The following is a 25,288-nucleotide window of genomic DNA, read 5'->3' as shown; positions in this document are numbered from 1 at the left end:
CGGCAGGCTGTTCGTTCAGCGGGTGTCGGGCCGGTGCTCGGTGATCCACCGGGCGGCGAGGAGCCCGGAGGCGGCGGTGAGGACGGCGGCGGCGATGACGGTGGCGTTCAGACCGAGGGCGTCGGCGAGGATGCCGGCGACGAGCGCTCCGGCGGCGTAGCCCATGTCGCGCCAGAACCGGTACGTCCCGAGTGCGTTGGCCCGCCACGCTGGGTGGGCGTGGTCGGAGATGGACGCGATGAGGGCCGGGTAGACCATCGCGGTGCCCAGACCGAGGAACACCGCGGACAGGATGCCTGCGAGCAGGGGGCGCTCCAACAGGGTGAGGGCGAGGACGAAGCCGACGGCCTGGACGAGCATGCCGTAGACGATCAGGGGTTTGCGGCCGATCCGGTCGGCGAGGTGACCGGTGGGGATCTGCCCGATCCCCCACAGGATCGGGTAGAGCCCCTTGATCAGGCCGACCGCTGCAAGGCCGAGGCCGTGGTCGGTGAAGAGCAGGGGGAAGACGCCCCAGGTCAGGCCGTCGTTGAGATTGTTGATCAGGCCGGCCTGGCTGGCTCCGCGCAGCGAGCGGTTGCGCCAGGAGGTGCGGGTGAACGTGGCCTTCAGGCCGGTGTCCTCGTCCGTGGGCAGGGGCTTGGTGTGGTTGGCGAGTTCGAGGGCGACGTGGGCGGCGGTGTCGCGGACGACCAGGGCCAGGGCGAGGCCCGCGGCGACGAAGACGACGCCGATAAGTTCGGGGACGGGGCGCAGGCCATAGCTGGTGGCGAGGTAACCGGTGAGCAGGGCGGTGACGCCCACCGCGGTGTAGCCGGCGGCCTCGTTAAGGCCGGTGGCAAGTCCTCGGCGGGAGGGGCCGACGAGGTCGATCTTCATGTTGACAGTCATCGACCAGGTCAAACCCTGGTTCAGGCCGAGGAGGACGTTGGCCGCCACGATCCAGCCCCAGGATGGTGCGTAGGCGAGCGCGAAGGGGACAGGGATGCCGAGCAGCCAGCCGGCCACCAGTAGCTGCTTGCGGCGGAAGCGGGCGGTGAGGGCGCCGGCGGCGAGGTTGGTGAACGCCTTGGTGAGGCCGAAGGCGATGATGAAGGAGAAGACCGCCAGGTCGCTGGTCAGACCGAAGGTCTCGGAGCCGATGAGCGGGACCGTGGTGCGTTCCAGACCGACCAGGCCGCCGACGCAGATGTTGACGATGACCAGCAGGGTGAACTGCACCCAGTTCTCCCGCAGGCCGAGCCGGACGGGCCGCCCCTGAGAATCGGTCGGTGCAGCCGCGGTAGGCGTGGTGCTCACGAGCGGGTGCCCGCCGTGCCCTCGACGAGTCGCTGACCGTGGGCAACGGTGTAGTCGGCCGGTCCGCCGTCGAGGACAGCGACATCGGTGTGGCCTGCGCGCTCCAGCAGGCTGGCGGCAGTCATTGCGCGCTCACCGTGCCCGCAGGCCACGACCGATCCGGTCGGGGCGTGAGCGGCGGACTGGTTCAGGGCGCCCAGCTCGATGTGCACCGCGCCGGGGACGTGCCCGGCGGCGAACTCGGCTTCCTGCCGGACATCGACGTAGGGGCGGCCGGAGGCACGGTCGGCGGCGAGGAACGCGGTCGAGGTCTGGGAGTTGCCGTCGGCGAGCCAGGCGGTCATGCCGCCCGCGAGGCGGCCGGCGAGACGCTCGTAGCCGATCTTGTATGCCTGCCAGACGATTTCGCTCAGGTCCTGGTCTTCGCCGGTGACGAAGGCCAGGGGCGCGGTGTCGGGCAGGAGCCAGCCGAGCCAGGTCGCGAACTGCTCGCGCAGCGGGATCGACAGAGAGCCGGGGATGTGACCGGCGGCGTAGTCGGCGGCCGGCCGGACGTCGACTACGTGGCCGCCGTCGGCCATCAGGGCCCGCACTTGCTGCGCGGACAGGGAGGGCAATGTCGGCTGCGCGGTCAGGACCGCCGGGCCGCGCCGGTTGATCTCGCCGAGCCGGTCGAAGTACGCGGGATAGGTGCCCAGGCTCGCAACCAGCTGTGCCACGAAGCTGTCCTCGTCGGGCGCAGCGAGCAGCGGATTGGCCTGCTTCTGCGCGCCGATGGTGGTGGTGCGCTCGGTGCCGGGCGGCGCGGAGCAAAAGGACCCGGCGCCATGCGTGGGCCACACCGCCGTCTCGTCCGGCAGCGCGGTCAACCGCTTCAGCGACCGGTACTGGGCGCGGGCGAGTTCCTCGGTGCGGTCCGCGCCGAGGAGGTCGGTGCGGGCGGCGGAGTTCACGATCAGCGACCCGCCGGTGAACACGCCGAGTTCCCGGCCACCGTCCAGCAGCAGGAAGGACAGATGCTCGTCGGTGTGGCCGGGGGTGGCCAAAGCCCGCAGGGTCAGCCCGCCGAGGTCTACCTCGTCGCTGTCTACCAGCGCCTGGTGCGCGAAGGCCCGGCGGCCGGCGGCGGAGGCGAGCACAGTCGCCCCGGTGTCGTGTCCGAGCTGGACGGCGCCGGAGAGGAAGTCGGCGTGCAGATGCGTGTCTGCGGCGAAGGCGATCTGCAGTCCGCGCCGCTCGGCTGCCGCTCGCAGCGCGCGCAGGTCGCGGCTGGCGTCCATGGCCAGGGCGCGGCCGTCGCCGAGGTCGAGCAGGTAGGCGCTGTTGCCCAGTCCTTCGTCGACCAGCGGTATGAGGTGATCGTCCGCGAAGCCCACGGCGTCCTCCAGGATCTCGGGAGCGGGGGCGTGTGGTCACGCCCACCAGACTCAACTACAATAATCCATAGATTTATGGAGGATGTCATGTCGGAGAACACGAAGAGCACGACGAAGGCGCGGTTGTACGACGCGTTCGCGGCCAGCGGCAAGGCGCTGGCCAGCGGAAAGCGTCTGGAGCTGCTGGATCTGCTGGCCCAGGGCGAGCGCACCGTCGACGCGCTGGCGAAGGCGGCCGGGCTGAACCTGACCACCGCGTCTGCGCACCTGCAGACCCTCAAGCAGGCCGGGTTCGTCGCCACCCGCCGCGAAGGCGTGCGCATCCACTACCGGCTCGCCGGCGACGACGTCGCCCAGCTGTTCGCCCTGCTGCGCAAGGTCGCCGACCGCCACCAGGCCGCCGTACCCGCCGCCCGGGACGCCTACCTCGGCGAGGACACAGCCGTCGAGCTCAGCCGTGATCAGCTGCGGGTCCGGATCGCCGCCGGGGACATCGCCGTGCTGGACGTGCGGCCGGTGGAGGAGTACCAGGCCGGGCACATTCCCGGCGCCCTCTCCATCCCGGTCGACGAGCTCGCCGACCGGATCAACGAGCTCCCCGAGGAGCTGGAGATCGTCGTGTACTGCCGCAGCGAGTACTGCGTTCTGGCCTACGACGCGGTGCGGCTGCTGACCGACCGCGGGCGCCGGGCGATCCGCCTCAACGACGGCATGCTGGAGTGGCGTCTGTCGGAGCTGCCCGTCGACGCCTCGGACCTGACGTGACCGCCCCGGGCGGCGACCTGCCGCCGCATCCGGGGCTGGCCGGTGGGCCGGTCTACCTGGACTACAACGCCACCACTCCGGTCGACCCGCGCGTCGCCGCAGCGATGTGGCCGCACCTGAGGGACTTCTTCGGCAACCCCTCCAGCAGTCACCCCTTCTCCCAGGAGCCACGCCGGGCGCTCGCCGCAGCACGCGCCCAGGTCGCCGACCTGATCGGCGCCGCGCCCGGCGAGATCGTGTTCACCGGCTCCGGATCCGAAGCCGATCTGCTCGCCCTGCGCGGTGCGGTCCTGGCCTCCGGACGCCCGCACCCGCATGTGATCACCCAGGCCACCGAGCATCCGGCCGTCCTTCAGACGTGCCGGACCCTTGAGCGGCTGCACGGCGCCCGGATGACCGTGCTACCTGTCGACGGTGAAGGACTCGTCGAGCCGACTGCCCTGGCCGCAGCCTTGACCGAGGACACGGTGCTGGTCTCGGTGATGGCGGCGAACAACGAGACCGGCGCCCTCCAGCCGATCACGGAACTCGCCGCGCTCACCCGCGAGCACGGGTCGCTTTTCCACTGCGACGCCGCCCAGGCCGTGGGCAAAATCCCCCTCGACGTCGGCGGGCTGGGAGTGGACCTGCTCACGGTCGTGGGGCACAAGATGTACGCGCCGAAAGGCGCTGCCGCCCTGTACGTGCGCGACGGGGTACGGCTGGAGCCGGTCAGCTACGGCGGCGGGCAGGAGCGCGGCCTGCGCGCGGGCACGGAGAACGTCGCCCTGGCCGTCGCGCTCGGAACCGCCGCACAACTCGCGGCCGCCGAACTGGCCTCCGGCGCCCCGGCCCGCATCGCGGCCCTGCGCGACGACCTCCACCAACGGCTGACGGCCGGCCTGCCCGGCCGCGTGCACCTCAACGGCCCGGAGAAGAACCGGCTGCCGAACACCCTGAACGTCAGCGTCGACGGTGTCCTCGGCCACGAGCTCCTCGCAGCCGTCGGCCAGATCGCGGCCTCGACCGGAGCGGCCTGCCACACCGGCACTCACACGCCCTCCACGGTGCTCACCGCCATGGGCCTGGCCCCGGACCGCGCGCTCGGCGCGCTACGGCTGTCCCTGGGCCGCTGGAGCACGGCCGAGGACACCGAGACGGCGGCAGCGGCCCTCATCCGGACGGCTGCCACGCAGTGACCGGGCCGAGTAGCCCGACTCAAGAGGAACCGACGAGCAGCAGGAGAGCATGACTGAGACCACCGCACCCGGCATCACCGTCGACGGCACCGGCCTGCTGTGCGTCACCCTCCTGCTGCGCCTGCGCAAGGACATCGACGGCGCGGAGCCGGGCACCGTCGTCCACGTTCTCGCCACCGACCCAGCCGCACCGCTCGACCTACCCGCCTGGTGCCACATGACCGGACACCACTACCTCGGCCCCGTCTTGGACGACGAGCGGCCGGTGTATGCCCTTCGACTGGCCGCCGACGCGCTACTCACTCGCGCAGACGCGCCATGGCACCCCTCCCCGTAGCCTCCGGAACCGCTGTGCTCACTCGTGCTCTTCCTGCTCGGCCGCAGCCGGGTCGCGTCGCAGCGGGCCCAGGCCGCCACCGGAGGGAACAGTAGTGCGGAAGCTCTATCGGCCCGGACAGTTGAGGTTGGCGTGCTTGAGCGGGGAGAGTCGGGCGACGTCTTGGTCCAGGACCTCGTGCTCCCGCTCCTCGGCAGGCAGGCCGCGCAGCTGATGCTCCGGGGTCCGCTCCAGGTTCGGCGCCTTCGACCCCAGCCCCATACGCGCCAGCGCCGCCAGCCGGTTCAGCGGCAACCTGTCGATCCGCACCCGCCCCAGCCGGAACGAGGAGAACGGAACAAGCTCTGCCCGTCGTCGAGCCAACCTCAGCCTGCTACACCAGTGTGAGCGCTTGGCCGTGCGTTGCGAGCGGCACCTTGAACCCCGACGATGCACTTCGCCTCCTTGGGGGGACGGAGTTCTTGAACGCGCCGAGGATGGCCGCCCGACCGGCCATGGGACAACAACACCTCCACGTCACCAGCCCCCACCTAGGAGCGCACTTCGGGCTCGTGGGGCCCACCGTGACCAGACCCGGTCCCCCGACCCGGACAGTCGAGACGCTGATCTAGAGGATGTGAGAGACCGCGGGGCCGTCTCAAGGCCGTGCAGGGTCACCCCTGACGCCCGACAACGACCGACGGAAGGAAGACGGGACGTGAACAGCGCGAGCCCAGGTGAGGGGCGTGAGCGAGGCCGCCGGCGTTTTCGTTTCCGCTGCGGGGTGGCGGTAGACGTATTGCACGGCACCACATGCTCTGCGTCAGACTGTTCAGCTTCGTCGGGCCCCGACTCGGCTGCGGACGTGTGTTCTCGCGGGTGGCGCGCGCATCCTAATTAGGCGGGGAGAGCAGGTGCCTGCCCCAACTCCCCGATCATCTTGCCCAGGATGGCGGGCACAGCCGGCGGAATCGACGGACGGCGAGGCAGGGCCCGTCCCGGTGCCGTCCCGGTGCCGTCACGGCCGCTCGTTCTGAATGCCGATCTCCGCCCAGATCGACTTCCCGCCGGCCAGGTGGCGGGTACCCCAACGATTGGCGAACTGAGCGACAAGCAGCAGGCCGCGGCCGCCTTCGTCGAACATGCGCGCTCGCCGCATGTGCGGGGCGGTGCTGCTGCCATCGGAGACCTCGCAGATGAGAACGGTGTCGCGGATCAAGCGCAGCTGAACTGGAGGTCTGCCGTAGCGGATCGCGTTCGTGACCAGTTCACTCACCACCAGCTCGGCGGTGAAGGCGACTTCGTGCAGTCCCCAGTCCGCCAGGCGACGGGAGACCTCGTCACGGGCGCCGGCCACGGCGGCAGGGTCGGAAGGTAGGTCCCAGGCGGCGACCTGGCCTGTATCGAGGGCTCGGGTACGCGCGATGAGCAGTGCGACGTCGTCCGACGGCTGTGCGGGGAGCAGAACCTGGATCAGGTCGTCGCAGGTGGCCTCCAGCGAGCGAGCAGGCCGCTCGAGGCGCTGGCGCAGCAGCGCCAGGCCCCTGCCGAGGTCGTGTTCGGGGACCTCGAGGAGGCCGTCCGTGTACAGCGCGAGGAGGCTGCCCGGGGGCACCTCCCATTCGACCGCTTCGAAAGGCAGCCCACCCACTCCCAGCGGAGGGCCGACAGGAAGATCGATGAACTCCGCAGTGCAGTCGGGCGTGACCATGGCGGGCGGGGGATGGCCTGCACCGGCGGCGGTGCAGCGACGCGAGACCGGGTCGTAGACCAGATACAGGCATGTGGCGATGAGATCGGTGGCGATCTCGAGCTCGTGATCTGTGGCTGTGTTCTCCTCCGTCCTGACGTGGGTGACCAGGTCGTCGAGGTGGACGAGGAGCTCCTCGGGGGGTAGGTCGACGTCCGCCAGAGTGCGTACCGCGGTCCGCAGCCGTCCCATGGTGGCGGAGGCGCGCAGACCGTGGCCCACTACGTCTCCGACGACCAGGGCGACTCGTGCGCCCGACAGCGGGATCACATCGAACCAGTCGCCGCCCAGTCCTGCCCGGGAACGGGCCGGGATGTAGCGGTAGGCCACCTCTACCGCCTCCTGGGCGGCGAGCCGCTGCGGCAGCAGGCTCCGTTGCAGGGCCAGGGCGGTGGTCCGCTCGCGTGTGAAGCGGCGGGCGTTGTCCACGGCCACGGCAGCGCGTGCGGCGATCTCCTCGGCGAGGAGCAGATCGTCCTCGTCGAAGGGCTCCCGGCGCTGGTGGCGGACGAGTACGGCCACGCCGAGTGTGATGCCGCGGGCGCGCAGCGGGATGACCATGATCGAGTGCATTCCGAAGGCGCGGACCTTCGCTGCGCGCTCGGGGTCGGACATCTGCCAGCTCTCGATGGCTTCGTCCAGGGTGCGGTGCAGCGAGGGCCGCCCCGTGGCCAGGCAGCGCGCAGGGGGCGAGGATTTCGGGTAGTTGTCCACCTCTCCCGGCTGGATTATCGACTCGGGGATGTCCGGGAGGACGGACTGCTGCGCGGCACGCCGCAGGGCGATGGAACCCTCGGCCGAAGGCATGGGCTCGACGCCGCGGAACAGCGAGTCCAGCAGGTCGATGCTGATGAAGTCTGCGAGCCGGCCCACCGCCACGTCGGCCATCTCCTGAGCCGTGCGTGTCACGTCAAGGGTGCTGCCCACCTGGGTGCTGACGTCGTTCAGCAGGAGGAGCCGCTCTCGGGCCAAGTGCTGTTCGGTGGCGTCGAGCGCGATGAGCTGCACGTGTCGCACCTGTCCTGCCGGGTTCCTCAGTGGGGACACGGATACGGCCCAGAACCTTTCGTCGGCTCCCTGCCGCGGCCGGCCGTGCACCTGAAACTCCTCTGGTTCTCCCGTCTCGAACACCCGGCGCATGCCCTCTTCGACCGTGCTGCAGATGTGGGGAGGCAGGATGTCGGTGACACGCCGACCGCGCATCTGCTCCTCGGTGAGGCCCAGTTCGAGGGCCGCGCCCGTGCTCCCTCGCAGTGCTCGCAGGTCGGCGTCGTAGATCATCAGAGGCAGGTGGCACTGCGCGAAGGCTTCCTCCGTCGTCGCCTCGCCCTTATACGGGCGTCGCTCCTGATACGGGCGTGGCTGCTGTGTCGGTGTGGCCATGATGAGCCACTGTGCGTTGCCTTCGCGGTCGAGTGACGCATACGCCCGCAGCTCGGCTTCCATGTGGTGGCCGTCTTGGTGCCGCAGCAGGGTTGTCCCGCTTCTACCCTCGAGAACTGGGGAAAAGTCGCCCATGGCGTCGGCGTCCGAGCCGAGGAGACGCGCCGCGGGACGCCCTACAACGTCCTCAAACGGGTACCCGAGCAGCCGCTGGGCGCTGGCACTCCACCCCGTCACGGTCCCCCGCGCGTCGACGACTACCGTAGCTGAGGTGACCGGATTCGGAAGCTGATCGGAGCCGTTTCCGAGAGGGGTGGCATTCTCCATGTCCATTCATCGCCCATCCTGCCCCGGGACTCCCGGTCCTGGGGGACGCAGCGGAAGCCGCAAGGCGGCGAAGCGTCGGATCACCGTTGCATTCTCCTTTCCTCACTCTCACTCGTATCTCTCCTTGCACGCAAACGCAGGTCGGTGGGCAGCGAGGCGACGTCGCACCAAGACTGCCGCGTACCTACAGGAGGAGACACCCGGCCGTCCCGCTTGGCCCGGCCCCCAACACGGCGCCCCTGAGGAGTCCTGCTCTGTGCCAGCGCCGCCAGTACGGTGCTTTCCATATGCTGGCCTGAGGCCGGGGCGGTGTGCTGATCACGGGCGGCGGCAGTGGCCGGCCGAACCAGGGCCAGTGGACCTCGTGTGGACCACGCCCCCCGAACAGCGTCCGCGCCCGGTAGTCTGTACGCGCTCCGTCCCAGGTGGCGTGAGCGAAGGTGGTTGCCCGAGCGGCCTAAGGGAACGGTCTTGAAGCCGCTGTGAGTTGCGTCTGATCTTCGTCCATAGGTCGTCGGCGGGCTTCCGCGCGGAGGGCAACGTCCAGGTGCCCGAGTTCACGCTCCGGCGCTCCCGCTGCCCCGCACGACCGGGATCCACAGCTGGGAGTCGGTCTTTGCACCGATCTCCACCGGCTGCGTGCGCAGGAGCTCTGGACCTGTCCGGCTCGTGTACGGGTTCGAAGGGAACCACTGCGTGAACACGTCTCGCCACAGCGCCTGGAGGGCGCTCGGATAGGGCCCGTGGTTGTCGAAGACTGCCCAGGTCCCGGCAGGCACGTCGAGGGCGTCGAGGTCCTCGGCTGCGACCTCGGGACCGGTCACCACGCCGATCCAGTAGTCCGCCTCGGCGCCCTCTTCCCGGCTGTCGGTCAGGTACACCACCGCCGACAGAATCCCGTCCGGCTCTTGGCTGGTCAGCTCCTTCATCCGCACGATTGCCTGCTTGTCCAGGCTTTCCACGTGCGCCGCGGCGGCCGCGTTGAGCCCCTCGCGTACGAGCGGGAGCCGGGCTTTCTTGCCGACGACCCGGAACGACTCCTTCTCGACGATCCGGTAGCGCATGGTCGTACTCCCTTCGACGACGACTCGGAAGGACATGCGCGGCTGTGCCGTGAGCAACGCGCCACTGCGCCGGGCTTCGCCCGGCCCGATGCCGTGCACCGATCGGAACGCCCGGGCGAACGCCTCGCCCGAGCCGTACCCGTACCGCACTGCGATATCGAGCAGCGTCAGGTCCCCGGCCAGCACGTCGGCACCGGCGAGCGTCATTCGTCGCCGCCGCACGTAAACCGGGAGCGGCATCCCGGCGAGAGCGGAGAACAGCCGCCGGAAGTGGTGCTCCGACACCGCGGCGATCCGGGCTACCTCGGCCATGTCGATCTCTTGGTCGAGGCAGGCTTCCAGGTGGTCCAGCGCCTGATTCAGCCGCTCCAGCACGTGTCTCTGTCCTTTCTTCTTGCGTCTCCACCGTAGGAACGCCCACCCTGCCAAACAGCCGCACGCAGCCGCAGAAAGCCACAGCCGCCGGCACCCGAGCCCCAGCCGGAGTCGCCCGCCGCCGCGGTGCCCTGTCGGCCATCGGCGCTACGGTCCGGGGCGCCGACCGGGTCATCGGCCGACCGCAGGGCGAAGGCAGGAGCGGTCCACTGAGGGGCCGACGCGACCGCGCGACCATCAGGCCGCCGTGCTGGAAGTAGAGAAGGTTCGATCGCGTCCCGCCCGACAAAACCGGTACGGGAACTATCGGGCCGGAGCCCAGGCCTTACCTGAGGCTGACACCCATGACTGAAATTGAGGGATTCTGCGAGCCGCGGTTTGCCGCGGTCCGTGATGCACTGGCGGCTTTGCTCAGCAGGGACGACGTGGGCGCCTCGGCGGCCGCCTTCATTGACGGCGAGCCGGTGGTCGACGTCTGGGGCGGTTACGCCGACGCGGACCGTTCCGTCAGCTGGGAGCGCGACACCATCGTCGGCGTGAACTCGACGAGCAAGAACATGACCGCCCTGTGCGCGCTCGTCCTGGCCGACCGGGGTGAACTCGACCTGTCCGCGCCGGTCGCCGCCTACTGGCCCGAGTTCGCCTCGGCCGGCAAAGAGGACGTGCTGGTACGGCACGTGCTGTCGCACACCGCAGGAGTGCCCGACCTGACCGGACCGACCGCGGTCGAGGAGCTCTACGACTGGGAGAGAACAACGGCGGGGCTGGCCGCGCAGGCGCCCGAATGGGAGTCGGGAACGGCCGCCGGCTATCACGCGCTCACCTTCGGCTTCCTTGTGGGTGAGATCGTCCGTCGCATCACCGGCCGCAGCCTTGGCGACTTCTTCGCCGAAGAAGTCGCCAAGCCGCTGGGCGCGGACTTCCACATCGGGCTCTCTGCGGAGCATGACTCCCGTGTCGCACAGCTCCTTCCGCCACCGTCACTGACCGACGAGTACGCCTCCAGTGCGCCGCCCGGACCGGATGGCGCACGCCGGCACTACACCGGTGTCCTGGTCCGTGTCAAGGACGCCAACTCTGTGGCCTGGCGCCGTGCGCAGATCCCAGCGGTAAACGGCTTCGGCAACGCCCGGTCCGTCGCCCTCGTCCAGTCGGTACTGGCTAACCAGGGTTCGGCCGGCGGTGTGCGACTGCTGTCCCCTCAGGGTTGCGAGCCCGCATGGCAGGAGTTGTTCCACGGTGAGGACCGTGTCCTGCGGACGCCGATGTCCTGGACCGCTGGTTTCGGCAAGTTCGGTAATACCTTCGGATGGGGTGGATGGGGCGGCTCACTTGTCATGAGCGACCCGGGCTCACGCATGACGGTGGCCTACGTCATGAACCAGATGATCGACCGGGACCAGCAGGAGGACAACCGCGGCATGGAGATCATCATGGCTGCCTACAGCGGACTGCTCTGACATGCGGGGCGACCGAGGCTGCCCTTTCTCCCTCGCCCGCTCGAAATTCGCAGGTCGCGGGGCCACCGCCGGTCCCGCTCGACGGCCGACTCCGACGCCCGTCAATACCGAGTAGTCGTTGTTCACCACGTCCCAGCGATTCCCTGGATGGTTGCTGTCTGACGTTCGTCCAATCCGCTGAGTTGGGAGCGCCGCGAGCGGACCGAGTTCGAGCCGGCTGGTCATATCCAGCTCGAAGCGGCCGTAGGGGTGGACGTGGGTCCAGAACAGCGGTGACAGAGCCCGCCGGTCGGCGTCGGCGAGCCGCTTCTGCCACTTCTCCTCGCTCAGTGTCCTCGAGGAGCAGGGTGTTGACGTGCACCAACGGTGGACTGCGGTAGGTGAAGGGCGAGCATGGAGACCTCCTGGGACTCCTTGTCGGAGCCGGTCAGGTCGCCGCCCTTGCCGTAGAACGGGTCGTAGTTGGCGGAGTTCCAGTTCTCCATGACCTGGAGCCCGTCGTTGATCTCGCGCCGCAGTTCCGCGTCGGCGAGGCAGCCGCCGCTGAGAGGGCCTTACGGCGTTCGACCAGGCCGCCTCCCTCCTTGTGCATCAGGATCGTGAACGGCCGGTCCAGCTCCGCATCGCCGTGGCTGACAAGGCTTTCTGCGAGATCCGCCGCGTCCTGGCGGACCACCCCGTGGTGTGAGTCATGACGATCATCGTGGCAGCCGCCGCTGACATTGCCGTCGGCGATCACGCGCGGTCACCAGCAGGCCGGACTCCACGAGGAATCGGCGGCAGGTGAAGGGGGCCACCGGATTCGGCCGCTCCCCTTCGCGAGACTCCAACGTCAACGCCGTCTGGCTCGAACTCAGCCTCACAGCGATCGACATACCGCCTGGACCCGTGTCTTGCTGCTGGCCGGCGAACTCACCATTTCCGAGCCGAAGAAGCTCCGTTACCCAGCGGCATCGTTTGGCAGCACATGCCGGCCGCGGGCGGCGTGACCACGTGCAGGGCAGCAGGAGGAGAGCGGTAAGCGACCACAGCGCCATCGAATGGACCGAGGCGACCTGGACCGACCACCGGCTGCGACCGCGTCTCCTCCGGATGCGACAACTGCTACGCCCTCACGCTCGCGAAACGGCTGAAGGCGATGGGCGAGGCGAAGTGCCAGAACGACGGCGACCCCCGCACCTCCGGTCCGGGCTTTGACGTCACGCTGCACCCCGACGCACTGGGCGTTCCCTACGGCTGGAAGAGCCCGCGGGTGGTGTTCGCGAACTCCATGTGCGACTTGTTCCACGCCCGCGTACCGCTCGACTTCGTCCGCCAGGTCTTCCAGGTCATGGCCGACACACCACAGCTCACCTACCAGGTCCTGACCAAGCGGGCCCGGCGCCTGCGCCAGGTCGCCCCGAAGCTCGAGTGGCCCGCCAACCTCTGGATGGGCGTCTCCGTAAAAACGGAGAACGGACTCGCACGGGTCGACGACCTGCTTGCCGTGCCTGTGGTCCGTTGTCTACCACTTCACCGTGACGCTGACCGGCCCGTTGTTGAGTCGTCGTGATGGTCCGAACCAAGGTCTGTCTGGTGCGTTTCAGGGCGCGGTGGCCGGAACTCAGTGAGCAGTAGAGCGATGTCGTCGGCTCGGTGGAAGGAGCCGCGGGCGTTGTGCAGAAGTCGGTCGGCGAGTTCGTCCAGCGAGTCCGCCCGGGCGTGCGCCAGGGATGCTCGCAGGCGGTCGATCCCCACGTCGATATCGGCTCCGGGTTCCTCGACCAGTCCGTCGGTGTAAAGGGCGAGGACGGATCCGGACGGGAGGGCGATTCGGGTTTCGGGGTAGGCGCTCGCGCGCTCCACACCAAGGATGGGGCCGACGTCCAGGTCGAGGACGTCGGTCGTCCCGTCGGGGCGACGGAGCAGAGGTGGGGGGTGGCCGGCGGTGACGGCATAGGCGTCGTGGCGGTGGGGGGCGATGTGGATACAGCAGCAGCTGGCGAGCAGTCCGGGGTCGAGGTCGATGAGGGTTCGGTTGACGCCTCTCATCACATCGGCGGGCATGTGCCCTACGGCCGCGAAGGCCCGCACCGCACTGCGCAGTTGGGCCATGGTGGCTGCGGCGGCGATGCTGTGCCCCTCCACGTCTCCGATCACGAGACAGACCCCGCTGTCGGTGGGGATGATGTCGTACCAGTCGCCACCGATGTCCATTCCGCCGGTGCCGGGCAGATAGCGTACGACGCTGCGGATGCCCGGGACTACTGGCAGCCGGTGCGGCAGGAGCGCCTGCTGCAGGCCGCGCGCGAGGGCGAACTCCGAGTCGTAGAGCCGCGCTCGTTCCAGTGCCTGGGCGATCAGTCCGGCGAGCGCGGTCAGAACGCCGCGGTCCCTCTCCGTGAACTGATGGATCTCGTCGAAGCCGAGCACGCAGGTGCCGACAGGGCGGCTGGAGGCGATCAGCGGAAGATACGCCCACGAGCTGACCCCGCCCGCGGGGATGCCTGGGTAGCCCCCGGAGAGATCCTTCTGCGACTCGATGAAGAGCGGAGCACCGGACGTCAGGGTCTCCGTCCCGGGCAGACTGGCGTGCAGCGGTACGCCCTCCAGCCAGTCCAGGAAGTCTTCGTGGTGGCCAGTGTGAAAAAGAAGGTGCATCGTTCCGTCACGGACCACATAGATCGCCAGTTGCTGGCCTCCGAAGGCCGGCAGGAGCTGGTCGGAGACGGCTTCACAGACTTCGCGGGCGGTAACCGCCTCGGTCAGCGCGCTCCCCAGTTGCAGGACGTGGTACATGACGCCCAGTCGCGCCGGCGGGGTAGCGGGTGCTGCGGCTGCCGAGGAGGCGGCAGGCGTCGAGTCCGGGGGTGGCCGACCGACGGCTACGACCCGGCCGGTCACTCCGTCCGCCTTCGGATGGAGGGAGAAGGACAGCCATCGGTCGGGCGGGCGGCAGGCGAGGAAGGAGGCCGGCGCCTGCGAGATCATCGCGGACCGGTGCCGGTGCTCGACGTCGGGATCGGACAGCCACGGCAGCACATCCCAGAGGAAGTGCCCCAGCAACTCGTCGCGGGACGCGCCCAGCAGTCGCAGGGCACTGTGGTTGGTGTAGGTGACCCGTCCATCGGGGGCGAGGGAGAAGACCCCGTCCCGCAGCCGCTCGACCGCTGCGACGGCCATGTGGCCGGCCCGGGAGTCGACGACCGCGCCGAGCATATGGGTGCCTGCCCGCGTGTCGTCGGCGTCGGGCACGTGGCCCCACAACTCGACCGTTCGGTACACGTCGCCGCCGTGCCCGTGATCCAACAACCGCAGGCGCCTACTGGTGGTCCGGCCGTACATGGCTGCGTCGCGGGCGCAGGCTCTGAAGGAAGCAAGATCGCCGGGGTGAAGGCAGGAAGCAAGCGTTTCGGCTCGTCTGTCGAAGGCACGAGGGTCGAGACCGAAGATCGCGCAGAGTTCGTCGTCCGCAATGAATGTGCCGGTGATGAGGTCCCACTGGAACAAGCCGACCCGCACGGCAGCTCCCGACGGAGCCGGGATCTCTACGGGGGCCGTTCCCGGGTCGCATTCGACAGGATCGCCGGTACGGGCGCGGAGTGCGGCCAGGGAGTCGCCGAGCCGGTTGGCGACACTCCGCAGGTGGCGGCGCTGGGCCTTAGACAGTCCTTCGCTGCCTGGGGACGCCGCCCAGACGACCGCCAGGGACCCGAAGGTCCCGCCGCCCGCGCCCACCGGCACGGAGCAGGAGCCGAAGGCGTACGGCAGGGCCACGGCGAGCTGGGGATGACGGCGCATCGTCTCTTCTGCGTTGGCCAGGTGGACCGTGCGCCCGGTGCTGTACGCAGTGGCCACCGGGATGGGACTGGTCACCGAAATGAGGCGCCAGCCACCGAGCAAGGAGGGGGTGACGCCGCACGTCGCGGCGAGCACGATCGACCGGCGGTCGCGGGAGCGCAGAAAGACACTTGCTGCGTAGGCGCCGGTTCTTTCGACGGCTTCGACGACGGCTGCAGCAAGTAGATCTTCACGCTCCGCCGTCCTGCCGACAGTCATCCCCTGCATGCTTCCAGTGTGCGCAGGTCAGCGCAGGTCAGCTCGGCGGCAACCCAGAGTGATGAACCGATTGCCAGTCGCAGGCTTTGCACCTAGGCCGTGTGTCGAAAGTGGATCTTGAGCTGTGAATGATCACGGGGCATGGGTCGGGGAGATCTCACGGACGAGCAGTAGGCGACGCTGGAGCCGTTGTTGCCGAAGGGCACGCGGGTGGGACGGCCGCCGGTCTGGCCTCGGCGGCAGTTGATCGACGGCATACGGCCCGGACTGGTGTTCCGTGGCGGGACGTCCCCGCTGTGTACGGGCCATGGGGCCGGGTCTACGACCTGTTTCGCCGATGGCAGCGGGACGGCACCTGGCACCCGCTACGAGGCGACTGTGCTGGTCGCAGCGATCAACGAATGGCTATGACCTGTCTCGCGCGTCATCACGTATGTGTTCCCGATGTCGGGATCGCCGAAGAAGAACAGCTTCCACTCGTCGTGCTGATCGCGGTCCACGTAGAAGGACCACGCGTATGTCGACGGGGGTTCAGGAGTCGAGGTGTCAGTGGCCGTTACGGGGGAGCGGCTCTCAACAGCGCAAGGACATGGCCGCGACGTCAGACTTCACGGCCTGGCTGCGCCGGACCGACGCGGCACAGACAGAGGGCGGCACCGACTGGACGGCAATCGAATTCTGTGGGTGCTACGTAGCGGGAGTGCCCTTCGTAGATCACCCAGGCATCCGGGGTGTCCAGGGGCAGTCCCGCCGACTTCGAGGCCGCCTTGGCGGCCTGACCACCACACCGATGGTGTCCGTCATGCCGCCTTTTCAACCTGCCCGCACACGACATGCGCGTTCTTCGGAGCTCGTTGATCGTCTACGACAAGGCCGACTTCGCCCAGGTGCCAAGGACCGGCGTTCGGCCTCACCGGAACGCCCCACGTACCTGCTGCTGGTGCTTGATGACCGGCAGGTGGGTGGCGATGACCAGGTTGCGCACATTGAAGACCGCGTCGCTCGCGGGGCTTGATGCTGACCAACAGCGCGCCATCGAGGTTGGTGCCGGCGAGCAGCCCCTTCAGTGCGAGCAGGGCACGCGGCGGCCCGGGGCGTTCTTGCCCGTGGACTTCCTGGAAGCAGGCGATGTCCGCCCGAAGCCGCGCGATCTGCGGCTTCATCAGCGTGGATGCGTCAGCGACGGGCGCACGCCCGCAGCGGTCTCGTCGAAGTTCTAAAGGTTGCACGTAGCAATCCGGATCTGTGTAACAGGTGCCCCCAGGGCTCGTCATGGCCGGGACAAGCAGCGTAACCAGAGCTTGCTGATTGCGGAGGTGAGGTGCGCTCGGCCCGCTGCCACACCAGCCCCGTCTGAGGGAAGCCGTGCAGCAGCAGCATCGGACGCCCATCGGGTCGACCCGCCACGACCGCGTCGAACACGCCCGCAGCAGTGGAGATGCTCAACTCGCTCACCATCCGCCCCCTTGATACCGGCCGGTCGGTCAGCCTCCAGTCGGGGAAATGGATTGTCAAGGTCGAGGGCACTCGCATTCCCGCAGCGTCGACCGCGGGGCGCTCTCCGGCCGGGTGGCGCTCCAGGACTGCTTGAACATGACGCCGGATTCAACTATAACAACGGGAGGCTGGCTCCCGTCACCCTGCGGCCATGGCGCACGCCACGGTGCGGAGAGCGGTCGCTGCTGCTCGCAGCGCCCCAGGTGGTATTCGGCAGGACCGATCAGCATCGACCCGGCTCACGGGGCTCGGGCTTCGAGCCCTGAAGCTCCCTGACGAACCGGACCGACAGGAAGAGTTGAGGCGACATGAGGGAAGCAGTCATCGTTTCGACGGCACGGACGCCGATCGGGAAGGCGTACCGCGGCGCGTTCAATGACACCCAGGCGCAGGAACTGGCCGCCCACGCCCTCTCGCACGCGGTGCAGCGCGCCGGGCTCGAGGGAGGCGAGGTGGAGGACGTGATCTTCGGCTGCGCCGTCCAGCAGGGGTCCTCCGGTGGCAACATCGCGCGTCAGGCCGCTCTTCGTGCCGCACTTCCGGACAGCGTGTCGGGTATGACGATCGACCGGCAGTGCTCGTCGGGCCTGATGGCGATTGCGACGGCGGCCAAGCAGATCATCGGCGACGGCATGCAGGTCGCGGTCGGCGGCGGCGTCGAGTCGATCTCCCTGGTGCAGAACGACCGGATGAACACCCACCGCATGGCGGATCCCTGGCTGGTCGAGCACAAGCCGAGCATCTACATGCCGATGCTGCAGACGGCAGAGATCGTCGCCGAACGCTACGGCGTGAGCCGGGAACGCCAGGACGAGTTCGCGCTGGTGTCACAGCAGCGCACGGCGGCGGCGCAGCAGGCCGGACGGTTCGACCAGGAGATCGTGGCGCTCGACGGTGTCAAGAAGGTCCTGGACAAGCAGTCCGGGGAGGTGCGGGACGAGGCCGTGACCCTGACCCGGGACGAGGGCAACCGCGCCTCGACCACCATCGACGGCCTGGCCGGGTTGGCGCCGGTGCTGCCGGACGGCCAGGTGACCGCGCATTCCAGCGTCACGGCGGGCAACTCGTCGCAGTTGTCGGACGGGGCTTCGGCGTCGGTGTTGATGGAATCGAAGGAAGCCGAGCGCCGCGGACTGGAACCGCTGGGAGTCTACCGGGGCATGGCCGTTGCCGGTTGCGGGCCGGACGAGATGGGGATAGGTCCGGTGTTCGCCATTCCCAAACTGCTGAAGCAGCACGACCTCACCATCGACGACATCGGTCTCTGGGAACTCAACGAGGCATTCGCTTCCCAGGCGCTGTACTGCCGTGACGAACTGGACATCGACCCGGAACGGTTCAACGTCAATGGCGGCGCCATCTCGGTCGGCCATCCGTACGGAATGACCGGTGCCCGCCTGGTGGGTCATGCCCTGATCGAGGGCAGGCGCCGCGGCGTCAGGTACGTGGTGATCTCGATGTGCGTCGGCGGCGGAATGGGCGCAGCCGGGCTGTTCGAGGTCGTCTGAGGTCCGTGTCCAGGCTGGGGCGCGGGCGGCGCATGGCTGCCGTCGCATGAGTCCGGTGGAAAGCCGGCGGTGAGAGTGGAGTGGATACGGTGTCGAACGTGACGGAAAAGGCCCGAACCGCGGTCCTCGTGGACTTCGGCGGGGTCATCACCTCCAGCGTGTTGCAGGCTTTCACCGAATTCGGCGCCTCGCTCGGCGGCGACCCGCGCCTGCCGCTCGACCTCCTGAGCAGGGACCAGCCGTCACGCACCCTCCTGGCCGATCACGAGTCCGGCCGTATCGACGCCGAAGCCTTCGAGCGAGGATTCGCCGAGCGTCTTCGTGCCCACGGCGCCGACGTAGAGGCGGAGGGCCTCACGGCCCGGATGCAAGCGGGAATGTCGATCGATCAGGACGTGCTCGCCCTGCTCGACGACCTCCGCGCCGCCGGGTATCCCGTTGCGCTGGTATCCAATGCGTTCGGGACCGGAACGTACGACGGCGTCGACCTCGCCGCCGTGGCCGACGCGGTCGTCATCTCCGCCGAGGTCGGGATCCGCAAGCCTTCCCGGCGGATCTACGCGATCGCATGTGAACGCCTTGGCGTCGCCCCCGAGGAGGCAGTCATGATCGACGATCTGCAGCAGAACCTCGACGGAGCGGCGCGGATCGGAATCGGGGGAGTGCTGCACACCGGCGCCTCCGACACCCGCCGCCAACTCGCCGAACGCTTCAGGATCACCGCCTGACCGACGGATCGACCGGTCGAGGGGTATCGGCCATGCCAGGATCGAGACCCGTCACGAGCCGGGCGGCGCTGCTGACGCCCATCCACTTCCGCCCGTCCGCCCAAAGATGTGAATCGAGATCGGATTCACATCTGCTGGCGGCCGAGGAGAGACCCGCACCGCACCACATGCTCACATCCCACGGAAGGCACATCCCGTGGCCAGTGTTCTCGACCCGGTCTGCCGCCACGCGGCCGCGACTCCCGGCAACATCGCGCTGCGCGCGGCGCGGATCAATGGACCTACCGGCAGCTGCGCGACGCGAGCGCACGGTACGCGGGCGCCTTGGCCGCCGCGGCCTGTCCCCGGGGGGTGCCCCTATGTCTTTGGCCAAGGTGGTCGGGTGGCGGTGTGGCTGTCATGAGTGATGACGTGGCTGTTCGGGACTCGGCGGGCGAGGGCATGCGTCCGTGCGACTTCTGTGCTCATCCGGTCGTGATGGAATCGGTCGACGAGCGTGACTGCCCGGTGTGTGGCGAGGCTGCTGAGGGTCAGGCAGCTGAGGCTGGCCGAGATTCGTAGAAGGTTCTGTCGCGGAGCATGGCGAACAGGACGTCGGCCCGGCGCCTGGCGAGGCAGAGCAGGGCCTGGGTGTGGTGCTTCCCTTGGGGTGACGGTTCTACTCGTCCAGGGCGGCGAAGCTCTCCCCGACCAGCCGCTCGGCCATACGCGGCGCCTTCCGGCCGCAACACATTGATCAGCCGCCGACGGCCCGCCTCGCGTATCTGCGCCGGGGACTCGAACCGTTTCAGCAGGGTCAGGACGGCCGGGTGCTGCAACCGCGGCCCTCACACGCGCCCCAGCGACGGGTGGATCTGGGTCAGCAGGCAGTGCAAGCGGTTCGCGACGCGGGTGGCTTCGCCGCCTGGTCGTGAAGAACATGAACCAGCGCTACTAGGCTTTGGGCCGGTCGGCCCCAGGCGCGGGGTCCCAGGGGACGGGGAACAGGATGTCCGTAGAACGTCACACAGCGGGGATGCTCCAGCAGATCGCCCGTCAGCAGGACATCGTCGAAATCGCCCCCCAGGGCTCCACTCCGAAGGCGGCCGCCTTGGCGCACGTGGCGGAGCAGTACGGCTACACATACGGCATGGCGTACAGGACCGGGTTCAAGAACTCGCTCGTCCAAGTCCGGATGTACCGGGACCCGCAGCCCGACGCGCGCGTCCGCGAGGCGGCCACCATCACCGCCCATCCGCAGGCGGGCAACGGCGGGACAGTGCCGGGGCTGGAGCAGGGCTCGCTGAAGCCGCTCCCCGAAGCGGTCGGTGCCGTGGCCGTGCTGAAGGACCTCATCACCTTCGACGTCATGGCCCTGTACGTCGCCGACCGGAGCCTGAAGGTGAAGGGCTACCTCGCCTGCGTGGTCCTGACCGTCCTCCTGCTCATCGACAGGCCGCTGGTCGAAGCGGTCGCCTCCGGCGGGGCGGTCGCGCTTCTCATCACCGTGGCGTTCAAGGTGGGCGCGATCCGCCGCGGGACGATCGCACGGCGGCTGACGGCCGCCGGGTTCCTCGCGGTGCGCGACGAACAGGGCGGCCAGCGATTCCTGCGCCCGGGGCAGCAGTTGCCCGGTCACACCAACCCGTTCGCCGCCTAAGGTCGCAGCATCGAGGCCGCGGGGCTCGATCCGGCCGCATTGCCCGGCTCCGATCCGTCCGCCATGGACTTCGGAAACCGGGAAATCGAAGGGGCAAGGCGTGGCGGGACATCTGGGGCGTGGGTCAGGGCGCCGGCGCGGTCGGGGCGGTACTCCTGCGGCAGCGACGTCGAGCGCCTCGCCGGTGAGTACGCCGAGGCAAAGCGTCGTCTTCAGCGCATATGACGGTGTACGGCGCAGCCGCATGAGCCGGCGCGCCCCACGAGCTTATGAGTCTGGCGTCGGATTCAACTATGCTTGTGGGGATGGACACCAATGCGCCCGAGGACAGCGAGAAGACACCGCCCATGGCGCCTCTCTCGCCACTTCGCGAGCCGCCCACGACGCAGCGCGGAGCGCGGACACGCGCCGCTTTGGTGAAGGCCGCGCGGAAGGTGTTCGAGCGGGACGGCTACCTCGACACCCGCCTGGTCGACATCGCCAAAGAGGCCCGATGTGCGTCGGGATCCTTCTACACCTACTTCGCCAATAAGGAAGAGGTGCTTGCCGCTGTCCTCCTGGAGGCGCAGGAGGACATGCTGCACCCCGGCATGGGCCGCGTGCAGGATACCGACGACCCGTATGCGGTTCTCGAGGCGAGCAATCGCGCGTATCTCGAGGCGTACAAACGGAACGCGAAGCTGATGCGGCTGCTTGAGCAGGTCGCACAAGTGGAGCCGGTGTTCCGTGAGTTCCGAAGCCGGCGCACGGATGTGTTCATCCGCCGCAACGCCCGCGGCATCGTCGACCTGCAGGCGCGAGGTGTCGCAGACCGTGAGGTCGATCCGATGATGGCCTCCCGTGCGCTGTCGGGCATGGTCAGCGTCATGGCCTACAACGCCTTCGCGCTCGGCGAAAGGCAAGAAGAAGGTACGCCGGTGGACTTCGAAGAGCTCGTCTCCACGGTCACCCGGCTCTGGGCGAACGCCCTGCGGTTCCCCGGCCACCGCTGAATCCGGCAGTAGCGCCGGCTGGGGCGAAGGCTGGCCCCTGCGACCGTTCGAAGAAGCGGCGACGAAGAGCGGCTTGCCCGAGCCTGCACGCTCGACCACTTGGCTGATGACACCTGCTACCGCGGGTGCCTTCTCTCCAAGCCGACCGGTAACGGGCGGGGAGCGGCACGTGGCCGTAGCCGTCGCCCAGGCCATGAAGCCGTCGAACGCGGCGGTGGCGACGACACGGCCGGCGGGCCGGGCCAAGTCGGAGGCGTGCGGCCGGTCCGAGACGGTGCCCATCAGCGGGTCGCAGCCGTCGCTCTTGGCTATGTGCGGCATCTCTTGCCTCTGCGAAGGCATTGACCCGCTTCCGCCTTTCCGTAGGTCCGAGCCCCTTGCCGATGAGCCACTCGTACCTCTGGCGACACGCGAAGGTCGCGATGCCGACCGCGAACCCTCTGGCCGCAGCTCGGTAGGACAAGGCGGCCTTCTCCACGGGGTGATGACCCTGAAGGTTGAACTTGACGTCGGATTCAATTATACAAGGGGCAGGGAGCACGGCCGCAGCATCTCGAGGGCCGTGCCCCGGCACCGCACCCCCGGCACGGAGAGGGTTCGCTGTGAACGTTGGACAAAAAGTCGCCGTCGTCACCGGGGGCGGTGCAGGCATCGGCGCCGCGCTGGTCGCACGGCTCGCTCGCGAGGGTGCACGGGTCGTCGTCGCAGACCTCGACGCGGACACCGCACGGGCGGTGTCGGAGCGGGTCAACGCAGACCATCCGGGAAGCACCGTCAGCGCCGGCGCTGACGCGTCGGACACCGCACAGATCCAGCAGCTGATAGCCCTGGCGGAGAGCGCCTTCGGCCGGGTCGACCTCTACTTCGCGAACGCGGGAATCGCCGGGGCACCCGCTCTCGACGCGAGCGAGGGGGACTGGGACCTCTCGATCGACGTGAACGTGCGAGCCCACGTCCGTGCGGCACGGCTGCTGGTACCGCAGTGGCTCGAGCGCGGTGAGGGCTACTTCATCAGCACGGCCTCGGCGGCCGGGCTGCTCACCCAGATCGGCTCCGCCACGTACGCCGTCACCAAGCACGCGGCCGTCGGCTTCGCCGAATGGCTGAGTGTCACCTACGGCGATCGCGGGATCCATGTCAGCTGCCTGTGCCCGATGGGCGTGAACACCAGGATGCTGTCCTTGGGGAAGGACTCCAGGGACCCGCTGGGGAGAGCGGCGGCGCAGGCCGTCATCTCCGCGGGTGACGTCCTGGAGCCGGCCGAGGTCGCCGACGCCATCCTCGCCGCGATAGCGGAGCAGCGTTTCCTGATCCTGCCGCACGAAGACGTTCTCGACGTGTACCGGCAGAAGGGCTCGGACTACGACCGGTGGCTGCGCGGCATGCGCCGCTACCAGGGCTCCCTGCTGGCGCAGGCATGACCGGCGCGCCGGGCGAGCTCGTTCTCGTCGAACACCGCGGATGCGTGCTGGTGCTCACGTTCAACCGGCCCGCCAAGCTGAACGCCTGGACCGACGAACTCGAAGACCGCTACTTCACGCTGCTCGACGCCGCCGAAGACGACCCGGAGGTACGCGCCGTCGTGGTCACCGGGGCGGGCCGCGGATTCTGCGCCGGCGCCGACCTCCAGCGGCTGCAGGCGGTCGGCGAGGTCTCCGAGGCGGACAGGGCGCGGCGCCGGCCGCGCGACGTGCCGCTGACCCTGCGCAAACCGCTGATCGGTGCGGTGGGCGGCGTGGCCGCCGGCCTCGGCATGGTGGAGGCGCTCTACTGCGACATTCGCTTCGGCTCGCCCGCTGCCCGGTTCACCACGGCATTCGCGCAGCGCGGGCTGATCGCCGAGTACGGGATCTCCTGGCTGCTGCCTCGGCTGGTGGGGCACAGCCGGGCAACGGACCTGTTGCTGACGAGTCGCATGGTGGACGCCGAGGAGGCACTCCGCATCGGACTCCTCGACCATCTGGTCCCCAGCGGCAATGTGGTCGATGCCGCTGTCGCGTACGCCGCCGATCTCGCGACGCGCTGCTCCCCGGCATCCATGGCCACCATCAAGAGCCAACTCCGCAACGACGCGGACGGCACCTACGCCGATTCCACGACGCGGGCGGAGGGCCTCATGATCCAGGCCTTCCACGGGGCCGATTTCGTCGAAGGCGTGGCCAGTCACCTCGACAAGCGCCCACCGAGTTTTCCCTCCCTACCTGTCAGGAGTTCGGATGTCCCTGTTTGAGACGTCGGATCGCGCCAAGAAGTACCAGGCGGATCTGCTCGAGTTCATGGATTCGCACATCTACCCCGCTGAGGAGGTGTACGACGAGCAGATGCGCGCGTCGGGTGACCCGCACTTCCAGCCCCCGATCATGGAAGAGCTCAAGGCCGAGGCGCGTCGGCGGGGACTGTGGAACCTCTTCCACCCGCATCCCGAGTGGGGGCCCGGCCTCACCAACCTCGAGTACGCGCCACTGGCGGAGATCATGGGGCGCAGCCACATCGCTTCGGAGGCCTGCAACTGCAATGCCCCGGACACCGGGAACATGGAGGTGCTCACCCTCTTCGGCACCGACGAGCACAAGGAGAAGTACCTCAAGCCGTTGCTCGAAGGCACCATGGCCTCGGCGTTCGCGATGACAGAGCCGGCCGTGGCGAGTTCCGACGCCACCAACATCGAGCTGCGCATGGAGCGCGACGGTGGCCAGTACCTCCTCAACGGCCGAAAGTGGTTCGCCTCGAACGCGATGCACAAGAACTGCAAGGTGCTCGTCGTGATGGGCAAGACCGACCCCACGGCGGCCCCACATCGTCAGCAGTCGATGATGGTCGTCCCGATCGACGCCCCCGGAGTCACCGTCGTCCGGAACCTCCCGGTGTTCGGGTACGCGGATCGCGAGGGCCACGCGGAGATCACCTTCGAGAATGTGCGGGTGCCGGCCAAGGACGTCCTCAAAGGCGAGGGCGAGGGCTTCGCGATCAGCCAGGCCCGGCTCGGGCCCGGTCGAATCCACCACTGCATGCGGGCGATCGGTGCGGCCGAGCGGGCGCTGGAGCTGATGTGCCGGCGTGCGCAGTCACGGGTGACGTTCGGTCGTCCCGTCGCCGACCGGTCCAACGTCCAGGACTGGATCGCGGAAGCGCGTATCGACATCGAGATGATCCGTCTGCTCACGCTCAAGGCCGCGCATCTGATGGACACGGTCGGGAACAAGGAAGCGCGCACCGAGATCGCGGCCATCAAGGTGGCCGCCCCGAACATCGCGTTGAAGATCATCGACCGCGCTATCCAGGTCCACGGGGGAGCAGGTGTGACCGAGGACTTCCCGTTGGCGATGATGTACGCGCATCTGCGGACGTTGCGGCTGGCGGACGGTCCCGACGAGGTCCACAAGCGGGCCATCGCGAGGCAGGAGTTGCGTCAGTACCGTGACGCGGACACAACGGTGGCGAGCGGCACGGGCGCCCACGATGGTCACACGTCAGCGGTGAACTGAGATGACAGGACTCGAGCGCACGATGTGGCCCGCGAGGCACGGATTCTGACCGCGCCGGAGGGCACCGCCGTCCCGACCCCGCGGGTGCTCGGGCTGACCGGTGATCCT

General features: G+C 68.7%; 20 protein-coding genes and 2 pseudogenes. 14 read left to right on the top strand and 8 right to left on the bottom strand.

Translation table 11 applies throughout. The annotated features are described in order from the left end of the window. Nucleotides 1–15 precede the first annotated feature (15 nt). On the bottom strand, nt 16–1,299 hold the full coding sequence (locus tag MDN94_RS33470) for an MFS transporter (RefSeq protein ID WP_482729574.1): 1,284 nt from the start codon (nt 1,297–1,299) through the stop codon (nt 16–18). Next, nucleotides 1,296–2,675, bottom strand: a complete 1,380-nt coding sequence (locus tag MDN94_RS33465) for an MBL fold metallo-hydrolase (RefSeq protein ID WP_482729573.1) — start codon at nt 2,673–2,675, stop codon at nt 1,296–1,298. The genes MDN94_RS33470 and MDN94_RS33465 overlap by 4 nt, the downstream gene beginning before the upstream one ends. Nucleotides 2,676–2,762: 87 nt before the next feature. On the opposite strand from MDN94_RS33465, the gene MDN94_RS33460 reads away from it, so the two are divergent. The 3 genes from MDN94_RS33460 to MDN94_RS33450 are packed head-to-tail and all read left to right on the top strand — an operon-like array spanning nt 2,763 to nt 4,955. Beyond that, nucleotides 2,763–3,440 carry an ArsR/SmtB family transcription factor gene (locus MDN94_RS33460; RefSeq protein WP_482729572.1) on the top strand — a complete coding sequence of 226 codons (678 nt, stop codon included), beginning with the start codon at nt 2,763–2,765 and terminating at the stop codon, nt 3,438–3,440. After that, on the top strand, nt 3,437–4,618 hold the full coding sequence (locus MDN94_RS33455) for a cysteine desulfurase family protein (RefSeq protein WP_482729571.1): 1,182 nt from the start codon (nt 3,437–3,439) through the stop codon (nt 4,616–4,618). Before MDN94_RS33460 ends, MDN94_RS33455 begins: the two co-directional genes overlap by 4 nt. A gap of 49 nt (nt 4,619–4,667) precedes the next feature. After that, complete coding sequence (locus tag MDN94_RS33450; RefSeq protein ID WP_482729570.1) at nt 4,668–4,955, top strand: sulfurtransferase TusA family protein; 288 nt, start codon at nt 4,668–4,670, stop codon at nt 4,953–4,955. Between the two features lie 105 nt (nt 4,956–5,060). On the opposite strand, the gene MDN94_RS33445 is transcribed toward MDN94_RS33450, so the two are convergent. The 3 genes from MDN94_RS33445 to MDN94_RS33435 form a co-directional block, all read right to left on the bottom strand. Then, complete coding sequence (locus MDN94_RS33445; protein WP_482729569.1) at nt 5,061–5,318, bottom strand: hypothetical protein; 258 nt, start codon at nt 5,316–5,318, stop codon at nt 5,061–5,063. A gap of 634 nt (nt 5,319–5,952) precedes the next feature. Next, on the bottom strand, nt 5,953–8,400 hold the full coding sequence (locus MDN94_RS33440) for a SpoIIE family protein phosphatase (RefSeq protein ID WP_482729568.1): 2,448 nt from the start codon (nt 8,398–8,400) through the stop codon (nt 5,953–5,955). A gap of 551 nt (nt 8,401–8,951) precedes the next feature. Beyond that, entirely contained in the window at nt 8,952–9,833 is an 882-nt protein-coding gene (locus MDN94_RS33435; protein ID WP_482729567.1) for an AraC family transcriptional regulator, read from the bottom strand. Nucleotides 9,834–10,177: 344 nt separating this feature from the next. Here MDN94_RS33435 and MDN94_RS33430 point away from each other — a divergent pair, with 344 nt between their 5' ends. Further along, entirely contained in the window at nt 10,178–11,293 is a 1,116-nt protein-coding gene (locus MDN94_RS33430; protein WP_482729566.1) for a serine hydrolase domain-containing protein, read from the top strand. Nucleotides 11,294–11,619: 326 nt separating this feature from the next. Here the strand turns inward: MDN94_RS33430 and MDN94_RS33425 are convergent, their stop codons facing one another. Next, on the bottom strand, nt 11,620–11,778 hold the full coding sequence (locus MDN94_RS33425) for a hypothetical protein (protein WP_482729565.1): 159 nt from the start codon (nt 11,776–11,778) through the stop codon (nt 11,620–11,622). A 635-nt stretch (nt 11,779–12,413) separates the two neighbouring features. On the opposite strand from MDN94_RS33425, the pseudogene MDN94_RS33420 reads away from it, so the two are divergent. Continuing rightward, nucleotides 12,414–12,845 (top strand): annotated as a pseudogene (locus MDN94_RS33420) (DUF5131 family protein); the annotation flags it as partial. Here the strand turns inward: MDN94_RS33420 and MDN94_RS33415 are convergent. Then, nucleotides 12,806–15,340: a SpoIIE family protein phosphatase gene (locus MDN94_RS33415; RefSeq protein ID WP_482729564.1), complete on the bottom strand. Its 2,535-nt coding sequence runs from the start codon at nt 15,338–15,340 to the stop codon at nt 12,806–12,808. The pseudogene MDN94_RS33420 and the gene MDN94_RS33415 sit on opposite strands and share 40 nt — an antisense overlap. Before the next feature lie 119 nt (nt 15,341–15,459). Between MDN94_RS33415 and MDN94_RS33410 the strand changes: the two genes are divergently transcribed. The 4 genes from MDN94_RS33410 (at nt 15,460) to MDN94_RS33395 (ending at nt 19,064) form a co-directional block, all read left to right on the top strand. Continuing rightward, nucleotides 15,460–16,026 (top strand): transposase, encoded by a 567-nt coding sequence (locus MDN94_RS33410; protein ID WP_482729563.1) that lies wholly within the window; start codon nt 15,460–15,462, stop codon nt 16,024–16,026. A 273-nt stretch (nt 16,027–16,299) separates the two neighbouring features. Further along, nucleotides 16,300–16,551: a hypothetical protein gene (locus MDN94_RS33405; protein ID WP_482729562.1), complete on the top strand. Its 252-nt coding sequence runs from the start codon at nt 16,300–16,302 to the stop codon at nt 16,549–16,551. A gap of 585 nt (nt 16,552–17,136) precedes the next feature. Beyond that, nucleotides 17,137–18,336, top strand: a complete 1,200-nt coding sequence (locus tag MDN94_RS33400; protein ID WP_482729561.1) for an acetyl-CoA C-acyltransferase — start codon at nt 17,137–17,139, stop codon at nt 18,334–18,336. 98 nt (nt 18,337–18,434) lie between these two features. After that, complete coding sequence (locus MDN94_RS33395) at nt 18,435–19,064, top strand: HAD family hydrolase (RefSeq protein ID WP_482729560.1); 630 nt, start codon at nt 18,435–18,437, stop codon at nt 19,062–19,064. Between the two features lie 661 nt (nt 19,065–19,725). On the opposite strand, the pseudogene MDN94_RS33390 reads toward MDN94_RS33395, so the two are convergent. Beyond that, nucleotides 19,726–19,966, bottom strand: a pseudogene (locus tag MDN94_RS33390) (IS110 family transposase); the annotation flags it as partial. An 86-nt stretch (nt 19,967–20,052) separates the two neighbouring features. Between MDN94_RS33390 and MDN94_RS33385 the strand changes: the two are divergent. The 5 genes from MDN94_RS33385 to MDN94_RS33365 all read left to right on the top strand — a co-directional run bounded on the left by MDN94_RS33385 (nt 20,053) and on the right by MDN94_RS33365 (nt 25,180). Beyond that, on the top strand, nt 20,053–20,703 hold the full coding sequence (locus MDN94_RS33385) for a hypothetical protein (RefSeq protein ID WP_482729559.1): 651 nt from the start codon (nt 20,053–20,055) through the stop codon (nt 20,701–20,703). Between the two features lie 305 nt (nt 20,704–21,008). Beyond that, entirely contained in the window at nt 21,009–21,695 is a 687-nt protein-coding gene (locus MDN94_RS33380; RefSeq protein ID WP_482729844.1) for a TetR/AcrR family transcriptional regulator, read from the top strand. A 602-nt stretch (nt 21,696–22,297) separates the two neighbouring features. Further along, nucleotides 22,298–23,116 (top strand): SDR family oxidoreductase, encoded by an 819-nt coding sequence (locus MDN94_RS33375; protein WP_482729558.1) that lies wholly within the window; start codon nt 22,298–22,300, stop codon nt 23,114–23,116. After that, nucleotides 23,113–23,925, top strand: coding sequence for an enoyl-CoA hydratase-related protein (locus tag MDN94_RS33370; protein ID WP_482729557.1), 813 nt, complete (start codon nt 23,113–23,115; stop codon nt 23,923–23,925). Before MDN94_RS33375 ends, MDN94_RS33370 begins: the two co-directional genes overlap by 4 nt. Beyond that, nucleotides 23,912–25,180 (top strand): acyl-CoA dehydrogenase family protein, encoded by a 1,269-nt coding sequence (locus MDN94_RS33365; RefSeq protein WP_482729556.1) that lies wholly within the window; start codon nt 23,912–23,914, stop codon nt 25,178–25,180. Before MDN94_RS33370 ends, MDN94_RS33365 begins: the two co-directional genes overlap by 14 nt. Nucleotides 25,181–25,288: the final 108 nt, after the last annotated feature.

It is taken from the genome of Streptomyces sp. WAC00040 (assembly GCF_056835925.1).
The sequence above is the reverse complement of the archived record's forward strand: the minus strand, read 5'-3'. Positions and strand labels throughout refer to the sequence as shown.